The organism is Moraxella sp. ZY200743 (assembly GCF_050885545.1).
Taxonomy (GTDB): Bacteria; Pseudomonadota; Gammaproteobacteria; order Pseudomonadales; family Moraxellaceae; genus Moraxella; species Moraxella haemolytica.
The window spans coordinates 1800188-1812194 of sequence record NZ_CP091313.1; the positions used below are offsets into that span (position 1 = coordinate 1800188).

Here is a 12007-nt window from a genome sequence, read left to right on the forward strand (position 1 = left end):
GAAAGCATCGGTATGCCAATAAAATTGTTTCTTTGCTTACGCATTATATATATGCACATTCTTTAAGGGACTTCTTAATCAATAGTCCATTGTTAGAGAGTCTTGCCTTTGGGTGCTCTAGAGTATTTAAGCCAATTTCGAATTGTAATTTGCATAATTGTAATCTATCCCTAAATCTCTTATCATACCCATTAATAGATAAAATTGTAAATATTCGTACCATCCTAGACAAAACAAATGAGGCATGAAAAATACCTCTCATAGGTCTTAAATCATCGCGAATAGGAGCTCTAAAAATTTTTTCATCTCTAGAATTTAAAACCAACTTTTCTAAAAAGAAATGAGCCTCCAATCTAATGTGAGATGTCTCATGAACGATATGCTCAATCCAATATCCGACTTTATCATCCTCGGGCTCTGGCACTCTAAGCCAAATTGATCCAAAAGAGATATTTGAAGTATCTCCTCTTAACACTTTACCTTCAAATATTTTAATATGAGTAACAAATTCTTTAATTTCGTCGTAAATCTCTTTATCAGCACTTTCTATCATATTCAATGCTGATTGGATATTTTCTATATGAAAGGGCATCATATTCTCTGAAACTGGGTATATTTCCGTAGTTTCGCCTCTGATGTTTTTTTGATCATAAGACTTCAACTTTTCTATATAAGAATACTCCCAACTTTCAGAACCAACTGAGCTTATATTAGGAAAAAATATTTTATCATTAAGTGCATTTTGAAGCACATCCATAATATTACTGATTGATTTTTTTATATCATAAACCACACCAGTTTTCATACTATCTATCAGTCGAAAAAAAGACATAAAGATACTTGGATGAATTTTTAAATTTGTATCAAGACTTAATAATTTATTTTTTAAGCCAGTTGTGTCATATTTTAATTTAAAAGAAATAATATCTAAATAGCTCACAAACTTTTCAACAAAATATTCATTACAAGCAATATGAATTTTTCTTGAAAAATATATATTAGGCGTAGCTGTTGATAATAAAGATAGCTCTTGTTCGGTCATTATAAAAATCTCCTCCTTGATTTAGTACTATTTTTTAAAAGAACCAACTATTTGAATTAAAATACAATGCACTATCAGATAATACATTGTATTCAAAGGAACGCTTGCAAATTTTTATTTAATTTACAATATAGAATCAGTCTTCCTGCATTGACCAGGCTTCTTGCACCTCAAAACCTAAAGGTAAATCATCAAAAGAAACAACCATTACTTCGTCATCTAGAAGTGCAAAATCTACATTACTATCACACTCTAAATACTCTTTCATAAAAAACTCCTTGATATTAAAATCACTGTGAATATCAATTTTCTACAACCAAACCACCTGTGGTATTCAAGATCTATCAAAATTACCAAGGGTTCATAATTGATTGATAGAAAACCTTTAACAACTTGACAAAAAATACCTGTCAAGACCGAAAATCAAATATCACCTATTTGACTTCCTAGAATAAATGTTTACATAAATCATAAAAAAACAAGTAGAATATTAAAAAAAAAATGCAATTTTTTTAATAATACTTAGGATCAAAGCGGTTTTCAAGTACACTCACCGACCCCAGAAAAAAAATGACATTTCAAAGCTTCTTTCATCGTCTTGAACTTAAGCAGATAACCCTTAAGCCATCTCTTAATCGTTATCTAGGTGTGTTCTGTGGGATTTGGTTCAGGCGAGTAGGGTGGCAGCGGTAAGATGATGTGTTTTTTTGGCTTGTGTGTTATCGGTTGTGCTTTGATTGATGATGTTTTGTAGATGTTTTATTCTATGAAATCTTGCGTTATCCAAAATGATGATTGATGGCTCGTGCTGATTATCAAGACAAGGCAATAGCATTTGTTCAAACCAAGTTTCAAACAAATTGCTTGTCATTGTGTTGCCATAAATGAGTGGAGCAATCAATTTTTAGCCTTGTTGCCAATTTGTCCTACAACCAAAGATATTCGTTGATAGCACTTGCCACTTATCTTATTATAAACCTTTTGATCCTTTAAACTTCTTGCGTGTGTGCGGTATAGACAAGTGTCAGTACCAGCTTCATCTATATAGACAAGCTCGCAGTCTTGGTTATTTTGCAATAACTTTGGTCTTTCTTGGCAGTCTTTGACCTTAGCAGGGTCTTACTCAAAGTAGGTGCTGGTCTTTTTCTAAGGGTGGCATTCATTCTTTTTAGTGCCTTATGGGTTGCCATATCACTACAGCCAAATACCTCACCAATTTCACGCAGGTACTTGTCAGGATTTTTTTATGCAGGCAAGAAGCCCTTTTCTATCAAACTTTCTAAGTCTATTGGGGGGTGGGCGAGAAGCCAAACTTCCTGTTTTTTCAGGCTGTCGCTTTCAACGAAACAATGTGCATCTTATATACCAAAAGCCTCTATAACAAGGGCATTTTTTTTGGATTTGTCATAACAAGCTAAGACTTTTTGTCTGATTTCTAATGAATAAGCCGTTTTGGGAAGTGATTAGTAGATGATGATAGAGATGTGGGATTGGTTAGTGTTTTAAGGTTTGATGGTTATAAATCAAATACCATTTTCAAGATGCAATCATACTGGTAACATGAGCCTCTGCCAAGACCATTTCATGTTGACCAAGTTTTAAGTGATGTCATCAGACCACAATGATGGCAAAGGCAAACAACGCCAAGCAGCACATCAGCCCAAGCATCCACAACAACGAACGCAGCAACGACCAATCAAGGGCATACGCCGCACCATAGCCAATGCGTAAAAATACATACAGCCACGCCAAAACATTAATGACATTTTGTGGTACAAAGCAGTACATCGCCACAATAACCGCTGCCAAGAAAATAGGCAGGCTCTCAAAACTGTTGGTTTGGGCGGCATTAAAACGAGCCGCCATGCCTGTAGTCTTCGCCAAAAATTCTCGTGGATTGGCATTGTCCACAAGCCGAAATCCGCCTGTTATCTTAGCAAATACAGCAAACAAAAAAGGCAGTAAGCACGCCACTAGCATCGCTTGAATGGCGATGCTAATATTTGGCGAAAAATTAGCCACAAACATCATGATACTATTCATCGTTCACCAAGCCCACTTATGCCATCTCAATGATTTTGTAATCATGTGTGATATTCACACCGCCTTCTGACAGCATCTTTGATGCCGAGCAGTATTTATCGGCTGATAGTTCGATGGCTTTAGAAACTTGGCTTTCTTTGATATTAGTACCCACAACCACAAAGTGCAGATGAATATCGGTAAACACCGCAGGCACGGCATCAGCACGCTTGGCAGAGATTTCACAACGAATGTCGGCAACATCTTGGCGAGATTTTTGTAGAATGCTCACCACATCATAGCTGGCACAGCTACCAAGCCCCATCAAAATAAGCTCCATCGGCTTAGCACCTAGCTTCTGAGCAGAATCAATCACCACTTCATGACCTGAGCCACTGGTAGCACTAAAGTTAATCGCTTCATTTTTTAGCCAAGAGACGCTGGCAGTCATGTTTGTCATGTCACTTTTCCTACTTAAAGAGTCCAAAAGAATTCTTGATAATTAAAATGGTTTTTTATCTAGATGGTGGTTTTTGATGGTTTTTCAAGAATCTGATGTAAAGTTTTTATCCACTTTTTTACCCGTCTTTGTGTCAATTTTCATCGCTTTATTTTTTGGTATCTCAACATCATCGCTTTTAACCTTAAAAATCTGACCAAAATGCCCCATGAAACATTTTAATGCAAAAAAATATTACACTTTTTGTGAAAAATTTGTTTTAATAATAGATAAGTATCTGCGATTGCCAAATAATTATTAGCCGTCAGCAGAATTTTAATAATCTTACACAATAGAGTTTAGTCATGATTGATTCAGACGGCTTTCGAGCCAATGTCGGTATCATCTTGGCAAATACACAAGGCCAAGTGCTTTGGGCAAAACGCATCGGACACGACAGCTGGCAGTTTCCACAAGGGGGAATCGATTATGGCGAAACCCCGCTTGATGCGATGTATCGTGAGCTGTACGAGGAGGTTGGATTATACCCACATCATGTAGAACTGCTTGCAGTTACCAAAGATTGGTTGCGTTATCGTCTGCCAAAACGCTATGTTCGCACCAATCAAGAACCTTTGTGTATCGGGCAAAAACAAAAATGGTTTTTGCTTCGCTTAGATGAAAATAACGCCAAACACATTCGCTTTGATACTTCAAAGCCTGAGTTTGACGAATGGCAATGGGTGAGTTATTGGTACCCATTAAATCAGGTGGTCTCTTTTAAGCGTGGCGTTTATCAAAGAGCTTTACTAGAGCTGATTGAACAATTGCCCTTGACCCATGATCTTATCTTACCCAATCAAAACAATCAACCTTAAGCCATCAACCTTAAACAACAAAAAAGACCGAATACTCTCGGTCTTTTTTGTTGATAAAAATAACTACCGACAAAAACAACCAAGTTATTGACCAATAAACTGCATGACTTAAGACTGCAAGGTATCAGATGGCGATTTGGCAACAGCATCATTTTAATTTAGCAATTTGAGCAATTATTAAGTTATAATAGACTTTTCTTATTATGCTGCTGGCACAGTTTTTTAAGCATAACTTTTTTAAGTACATTTTTTTAAGTATCGTTATTATGGCAATGATTCACCCACAATTTGACCCTGTCGCCCTTGATTTAGGGTTTGTTGAGCTACATTGGTATGGTTTGATGTATCTGCTCGCCTTTTTATTCGCTTATCTACTGGCGACATATCGTGGTAAAAAGCGAGGCGATTTTACTGGCGAGATGATCTCAGATTTGATATTTTTTGGGGCGATGGGTGTGATTTTAGGTGGCCGTATTGGTTATGTCATTTTATATAACTTTGGCGAATTTTTATCCAATCCTGCCTACTTATTCCGTGTATGGGAAGGTGGCATGAGCTTTCACGGTGGCTTTATTGGCGTGTTGATTGCCATGTATTTTTTTGGGCGTAAATACAAAAAACACCCCTTTACCGTGCTAGATTTTATCGCCCCTTGTGTGCCAACAGGTCTTTTATTTGGGCGACTTGGCAACTTCATCAATGGCGAGTTATGGGGGCGTGTGTCGCATGGGGATTGGCCACAACTGATGTATTTCCCCCAAGCGGTCGCTGCCGACCATGAACTCATCAACACCAACCCAGACTTCATGAATATTGCCACCCAACTGGGAGAATATTACCTGCTACCACGCCACCCAAGCCAGTTGTATCAAGCATTTAGTGAGGGTGTACTACTGTTTATTTTGCTTTGGTGGTTTAGTGCCAAGCCACGCCCACGCTACGCTGTGTCTGCCTTATTCTTGCTTGGTTATGGGTGCAGTCGATTTATCACCGAGTTTTTCCGACAGCCTGATGTCGGTTATGAACTGATCTTTGGTTGGATGAGTAAAGGTCAGCTATATAGTCTGCCGATGATTATCTTTGGCGTGCTACTCATGATATCAGCATACAAAAACAACAACCATGATTGGCAAAAAAACCAATAATAAGGCGATCGCATGAAACAATACCTACAATTATTACAACACATCTTAGCTACAGGCGATGACAAAGGCGACCGTACAGGCACTGGTACTCGCTCTGTTTTTGGTTATCAGATGCGGTTTGATTTGACCGAAGGGTTTCCCCTGCTCACAACCAAAAAAGTGCATATGAAATCTATTGTTCATGAACTGCTATGGTTTATCAAAGGCGACACCAATGTCAAATACTTACAAGACTTTGGTGTAACCATATGGGACGAATGGGCAACTGCTGAACAAACTGCCAAATTTGGGCGAGAAGCAGGCGATTTAGGGGCAGTTTATGGTCATCAGTGGCGTAATTTTGGGGCCACCAAAGATGCTAATGGCTCTTACCAAAAAGACGGTTTTGATCAACTAAGTTGGCTAATTAACGAAATCAAAACCAATCCCAATTCCAGACGACTGATTGTATCTGGTTGGAATCCGATAGAAGCTGGGCAAGTGGCACTACCGCCTTGTCATACTTTATTTCAATTTTTTGTGGTGAATAACAAACTTTCTTGTCAATTATACCAAAGAAGTGCCGATGTATTTTTGGGTGTTCCATTTAATATCGCAAGCTATGCCCTGCTGACGCATATGATTGCCCAAGTGTGTGAATTGCAAGTAGGCGAATTTATTTGGACTGGTGGCGATACACATTTATATCATAACCATTTTGAGCAAGCCAAATTGCAATTAACTCGCACGCCTTTACCACTTTGTCAATTACGATTAAATCCTGATATCAAGAATCTGTTTGACTTTTCGTTTGATGACATCAAGATTGAAGGTTATCAATCACATGATAGGATTAAAGCGGAAGTGGCGGTGTAACATGAATAATCTAACAACAACCAAACAGCTCCTAAAAAATAAAAATCTCTCTTTGATTCAGGTTGTCGCTTTTGATCAAAAGCAATGTATTGGCAAGGACAATCAACTTGCATGGCATATTCCAGAGGACTTAAAACATTTTAAGTCTCTGACCACAGGAGGCGTGGTCATCATGGGACGAAAGACATATGAAAGCATCGGAAAGCCCCTACCCAACCGTACCAATTGGGTCGTCACTAAAGATAAGGCATGGACAGCTCAGGGTGTTAAAGTCGCCCATAGTTTAGAGTGTGCCTTAGAACTTGCAAGTAATGACTGTCAAGATGGCAAATTATTCATCATTGGTGGTGGTGAGATTTACCGTCAAAGCATTGATATTGCCGATGTTTTAGAAATCACTCGGGTGGATTTGGATATTGGAGGCGACGCTTTTTATCCTGCGATACCGTCTGGCTTTGAATTAACCCATCGTGAGCACAGCACAAGCAGTACTGATAATACAGCTTTCGTCTTTGAATCTTATCAAAGAATTGCTCGTGTGTGATGATAGACGCTTGCTAGTTTTAGAATGAGCAACATGACAAACAGCCAAAGCTAGGTCATACAAAAGACACTTCAACACAACTTAGATGAGCTTAAATAGTGCCAAACCACAAACAGCGAACAACTAAAAGTACAAGTTGAGACCATTCATGAATAATTTTCTTATCCCTAGTATTGCCATATCTGCCATGCTCCTAACTGCCTGCACTCCTGCAAGCGACTATCAGAGCATTGAAGGGCAGACAATGGGCACAACCTATCACATCACCTTTAAAGGCAATGCTAAAGACACCACAACCATTCAACAAGCGATAGATGCCCGCTTAGTTGAAGTCAATCAAAGTATGTCCACCTATATCAAGGACAGTACGATTTCTAAGTTTAACCGCCTACCAAGCAATACCCCCATAATGATTGATAAGGATTTTATGCAGGTTCTAAATGACAGCCAACAGATTTTTTTGGCAAGTGGCGGTAGTTTTGATCCAACGGTATATCCTTTGGTTGAACTGTGGGGTTTTGGCAGTCAAATGAGTATTGATCGATTGCAATCACCACCCACTGCTGATGAAATCGCTCTTGCAAATAGCAAAGTTGGGCTACAAAAAGTTATTTTGACAGGCAACGAACTGCACAAAACCCATGATGGCGTTGGACTGGATTTTTCTGCGATTGCCAAGGGATATGGCGTTGATGTCATCGCTGATGTATTAGCCAATCAATATCACATCGATGACTACATGGTAGAAATCGGTGGCGAAGTTGCCACCAAAGGGGTGAACGCCAAAGGTAAGGCGTGGACGATTGCTATTGACGCCCCCATCTTGGATAGCTCAGTACAAAATCGAGAGATATTTGCCACACTAAGTTTACCTACAGGCTTGCATATCGCTACATCTGGCGGTTATCGGAATTCGGTTGAATTTGATGGCGTTCGTTATAGCCACACCATCAATCCAGCCACCGCTCAGCCTGTTGCTGATGGTGCACCGAGCGTTACTGTCATTCACGACAGCGTCGCCTTGGCAGACGGCTGGGCAACTGCATTAACTGCCTTGTCTTATCATGACGCCCTAAAAATCGCCAGTCAAAACCAAATCAAAGCACTATTTATCATCGAAAAGACAGACGGCAAAGGATACGAGATGGTCAAATCAGATGCACTGACCGCCACTGCCATCAAAATTGGTCAATGATAATTAAGTGCGCACATCAAATATCAAGTCAGCCAAACCCATTACCCTTAATTGATTTGAGCTGGCTTTTGCATTACAATGGTCATAAAAACATAACCATAGGATAGCCCATGGCAACCTTTTCTCCAACCTTACAATTTTCCAAACGCTGGCTTGCCACGCCTGCCCCTGTCAAACAAGCCTTTCATCAAGAGCTTGATGATATCATCAAGATGCTTGGTAGCAATACTCACGCCAAAGACTATCAATTTACCCATACTGATTTTAACAGCACCATCTTAGACCTAATAGATGCCCACCAAGGCGAAACAGCCCAGCCTGCCAAGATTGTGCATAGTATTGATACCACACCACTTGCTTCTCAAAATGGCGAATACACCAAAGAGAGCTTGGCTGAAATTGAAGCTCGCATCAGCACAAAACTCTCCACACAGCTTGACAGTTTCTTGGGTGAGCATTTAGCACAGCTGTCTGAAGATTTAAAATCTTGGATAAGCACGACCGTCAAAAACGAGTTGGCAGAATACCAAAAAAACGACAATCATCCCAAATAAAGATAGGTTATATGGCTCATGTTATCACCCCAAGCTCATTTAGGGCATCCAATGAGCTTGTATTAAGAGCGAAATAAGTTTGCCACATTAACCAAGAATCATCAGAGAATATTATGAACCGTCAGAGCGACATCATTGTTATCGGTGCAGGCCCTGCAGGTCTTGCCTTCGCCAGATACTTTAAAGGCACGGATTTACAGATTACCGTCATTGACAAAGCAAATCTACCTAGCATCGAAAGCCCTGCCTATGACGGAAGAGAAATCGCCCTAACCCATCGCTCAAAAGAAATTTTGCAAGACTTAGGTGCTTGGCAACGCTTTGATGCCAGTGAGATTTACCCCCTAAAAAATGCCAAAGTTTATAACGGCACTTCTAATTATGCCCTGCATTTTTCCGTACCCAAAGATTTGACTTTATTGAGCTCAGCAGACAGATTGGGCAATCTCATCTCCAACCATAATATCCGCCAAGCACTCTATGATGAAGTAAAGACCCTACCTAATATTACTCTACTTACCGATACCACCATCAAGCACATTGACACCAACGATACGAGTGTACAAGTTGGCTTGGACGATGGCAGCGTGTTACACGCCAAGCTACTCATCGGAGCGGACAGTCGCTTATCTTATGTCAGACGCACGCTAGGGATTGGGGCACAGATGAATGACTTTGGGCGAACGGTCATCGTCTTTCGAGTCAGCCACCCCTTATCTAATGAAGCCACCGCCCAAGAGTGTTTTTTTTATGGTAGAACACTTGCCCTACTACCACTAAACGATCATCTGACCAACTGTGTCATCACGCTAGATAATACCCAAGCAACCGAGTTACTCGCCATGACGCCCAACGAGCTTGCCAAAGAAGCTCAGCGTATGATGAATGATAAACTGGGTGTTTGTAGCATTGCAGGTAGCATTCATCACTATCCTTTGATGGGCGTACATGCCAACACCTTTATCGCTAAGCGAGCAGCACTCATCGGCGATGCCGCTGTTGGTATGCACCCTGTAACCGCACATGGGTACAATCTAGGACTGCTTAGCGTAGACACCTTAGGCAAACTCATCATACAAGCTCATCGTGATAATCTAGATATTGGCAGTCAGTCGCTTTTGGCACGCTACAACCTTCGCCATCAGCGACACACTCGCCCTTTATATCACGGCACGAATGCGATGGTATCCATGTTTACCAATGACAAACCAGCCATGCGTGTGGTGCGTGATGTCGCTCTAAGATTTAGCAATAACCTACCCCCCATCAAACGCTGGATCACAGGACAACTCACAGGTAAATAACCATTTAGCAGACCGATCACTTTAGCATACCGCAAAGACAGACCGTCTTTGCGGTATTTTTGTCTGCATCAAAAGGATTTACACGCATTTACTAGGCGTGCAATGCCCTATAAATCGTGCCTGCCAAGACTTTGCCGATACCCTTAACACTGGCAATTTCAAGTTCAGATGCTGAAATGAGCTGCTGAATACCGCCAAAATGATTCAGTAAATCTCGCCGTCTTTTTTCACCAAGACCTGGAATTACCTCAAGCACTGATGCACCACGAGCCTTATCTCTTTTTTTGCGGTGATTGGTAATAGCAAAGCGATGTGCCTCATCACGAATGTGCATAATAAGGTGCAATGCCTTGCTGTCCGAAGGTAAATCAATAGGGTTGTGCTCAATAAAATGAAGCACCTCAAGCCCCGCCTTTCTCCCCTCGCCTTTAGCAACACTCACAAGCAAGGTATCATTTAGTTTACCCAACTCTGTTAAGACCTCTTTGGCGATGTTCAGCTGACCCTTGCCACCATCAATGAGTAACAAATCAGGCAACTCATGCTTAGAGTATCGCCGTGTTAGCACTTGACGCATGGCAGCATAATCATCACCTGCCGTGATGTCATGAATGGCATATTGACGATAATCTCGCTTACGCACACCGCCTGAGTCAAATACCACACACGACCCTACTGCCGCCTCACCCATCGTATGACTGATATCAAAGCATTCAATACGATCAATCGCTTTAGGGGATACTTTGGTCAAGACAGATCTTAGAGCCTCAAAGCGTACTTTTAGCTCATAATAATCAGTTATTTTTGCCTTTAAGGCATTGTCTGCATTGATGATGGCAAGGCTTAGCCACTCTTTTCTGTGTTTTTGTACACGGTGCTTAATGCGTGTTTTTTTATCAAACTGCTCTAGCAATAACTCACCAATAGCATCTTCATCCGCTAAAGGTGTACTAACCACAATCTCATCTGGTAGGTCATCACTCACTTGAAAATAAAACGATAAGATGAATTGCCCAAGTCGCTCAGCATTATCCGACTCACCAACCACAATCTCATCAGGAAAATAATTCTTACCGCCCAACACCTTGCCACCACGAACCGTCAGCACATGCACACAAGTAACCCCCGCTTGATGACTAACAGCAAAAACATCCGCCTCACCTGATAGACGAAATACCGCTTGGCGTGCTTGCATTTCACTAACCATCGTAATACGGTCTCTATAAAATGCCGCCTGCTCAAAGTTTAACGCTTCAGCCGCCTGCTCCATCTTATGAACGAGCATCTGCTGTACCTGTGCATTTTCTCCACTCAAAAACAGCAAAGCATTTTGCACATCTTCCATGTATTCATCATAACTAACCATGCCTACGCAAGGTGCTTTACATCTCTTAATTTGATATTCAAGGCAGGGGCGTTTTCTGGCATTAAAATAGCTATTGGTGCAGTTTCTTATCATGAATAACTTTTGCATTAGTAGCAACGCTTCTTTTGCACCTGTAGCAGATGGATACGGTCCAAAAAATCTACCTTCTGCATGATTGCCCTTGCCACGCCCAAAGCCCAGACGAGGAAACTTATCCTTAGACATGAACACATATAGATAGGACTTATCATCTCTTAAAATGATGTTATAAGGTGGCTTGTGTGCCTTGATGAGATTTTGCTCAAGTAGCAGAGCTTCGGTCTCACCACGCACAATGATGATCTGTATGTCATGAATTCTTTGCACCAATGCACGAGTCTTTGGATGTTCAATATTCTTAGAAAAATAACTACTAACTCGGCTCTTTAGTGATTTTGCTTTACCCACATACAAAATCTCACCGTGTTTGCCTAGCATCTTATACACCCCAGGCAAATTTGGCAAAGTTTTTAAAATCGCTGACAGATGAGATAATCTATCCGTCATCGCACCGTCCAACTCTATCTTTTCAATCATGACTGTCTTACTTAGCCTTAATTACTTCATTAAATTGATTTGGACTGACTAAACCACCACATATCAACCCAATAAACCACCACAACC

The 12007-nt window shown here is 40.6% G+C and carries 13 protein-coding genes; 7 read left to right on the top strand and 6 right to left on the bottom strand.

The features are described 5' to 3' along the window. Window positions 1–43: 43 nt before the first annotated feature. The 5 genes from L3D27_RS08785 to L3D27_RS08805 all read right to left on the bottom strand — a co-directional run bounded on the left by L3D27_RS08785 (window position 44) and on the right by L3D27_RS08805 (window position 3515). Window positions 44–1042: an aKG-HExxH-type peptide beta-hydroxylase gene (locus L3D27_RS08785; RefSeq protein ID WP_432480952.1), complete on the bottom strand. Its 999-nt coding sequence runs from the start codon at window positions 1040–1042 to the stop codon at window positions 44–46. A 136-nt stretch (window positions 1043–1178) separates the two neighbouring features. Then, window positions 1179–1310 carry a hypothetical protein gene (locus tag L3D27_RS08790; protein WP_284673306.1) on the bottom strand — a complete coding sequence of 44 codons (132 nt, stop codon included), beginning with the start codon at window positions 1308–1310 and terminating at the stop codon, window positions 1179–1181. Between the two features lie 399 nt (window positions 1311–1709). Continuing rightward, entirely contained in the window at window positions 1710–1943 is a 234-nt protein-coding gene (locus L3D27_RS08795; RefSeq protein WP_335342679.1) for a transposase, read from the bottom strand. A 710-nt stretch (window positions 1944–2653) separates the two neighbouring features. After that, a complete protein-coding gene (locus L3D27_RS08800) occupies window positions 2654–3085 on the bottom strand; it encodes an MAPEG family protein (RefSeq protein ID WP_373628290.1) in 432 nt (143 codons plus the stop codon). Between the two features lie 16 nt (window positions 3086–3101). Beyond that, on the bottom strand, window positions 3102–3515 hold the full coding sequence (locus L3D27_RS08805) for an OsmC family protein (RefSeq protein WP_284674621.1): 414 nt from the start codon (window positions 3513–3515) through the stop codon (window positions 3102–3104). A 353-nt stretch (window positions 3516–3868) separates the two neighbouring features. Between L3D27_RS08805 and L3D27_RS08810 the strand changes: the two genes are divergently transcribed. From L3D27_RS08810 to ubiM, 7 genes are all read left to right on the top strand, one after another. After that, window positions 3869–4381 (top strand): RNA pyrophosphohydrolase, encoded by a 513-nt coding sequence (locus L3D27_RS08810; protein WP_284673308.1) that lies wholly within the window; start codon window positions 3869–3871, stop codon window positions 4379–4381. A gap of 266 nt (window positions 4382–4647) precedes the next feature. Then, entirely contained in the window at window positions 4648–5526 is an 879-nt protein-coding gene (gene lgt / locus L3D27_RS08815; protein WP_432480953.1) for a prolipoprotein diacylglyceryl transferase, read from the top strand. 12 nt (window positions 5527–5538) lie between these two features. Next, window positions 5539–6381, top strand: coding sequence for a thymidylate synthase (locus tag L3D27_RS08820; RefSeq protein WP_373628289.1), 843 nt, complete (start codon window positions 5539–5541; stop codon window positions 6379–6381). Between the two features lies 1 nt (window position 6382). Further along, entirely contained in the window at window positions 6383–6925 is a 543-nt protein-coding gene (locus L3D27_RS08825; RefSeq protein ID WP_432480954.1) for a dihydrofolate reductase, read from the top strand. Window positions 6926–7073: 148 nt separating this feature from the next. Then, a complete protein-coding gene (locus tag L3D27_RS08830; protein ID WP_432480955.1) occupies window positions 7074–8120 on the top strand; it encodes an FAD:protein FMN transferase in 1047 nt (348 codons plus the stop codon). A 110-nt stretch (window positions 8121–8230) separates the two neighbouring features. Further along, window positions 8231–8674 (top strand): hypothetical protein, encoded by a 444-nt coding sequence (locus tag L3D27_RS08835; protein ID WP_432480956.1) that lies wholly within the window; start codon window positions 8231–8233, stop codon window positions 8672–8674. 113 nt (window positions 8675–8787) lie between these two features. Next, on the top strand, window positions 8788–9978 hold the full coding sequence (ubiM, locus tag L3D27_RS08840; RefSeq protein WP_432480957.1) for a 5-demethoxyubiquinol-8 5-hydroxylase UbiM: 1191 nt from the start codon (window positions 8788–8790) through the stop codon (window positions 9976–9978). 91 nt (window positions 9979–10069) lie between these two features. Here the strand turns inward: ubiM and uvrC are convergent, their stop codons facing one another. After that, window positions 10070–11917, bottom strand: coding sequence for an excinuclease ABC subunit UvrC (uvrC, locus tag L3D27_RS08845; protein WP_432481907.1), 1848 nt, complete (start codon window positions 11915–11917; stop codon window positions 10070–10072). Window positions 11918–12007 lie beyond the last annotated feature (90 nt).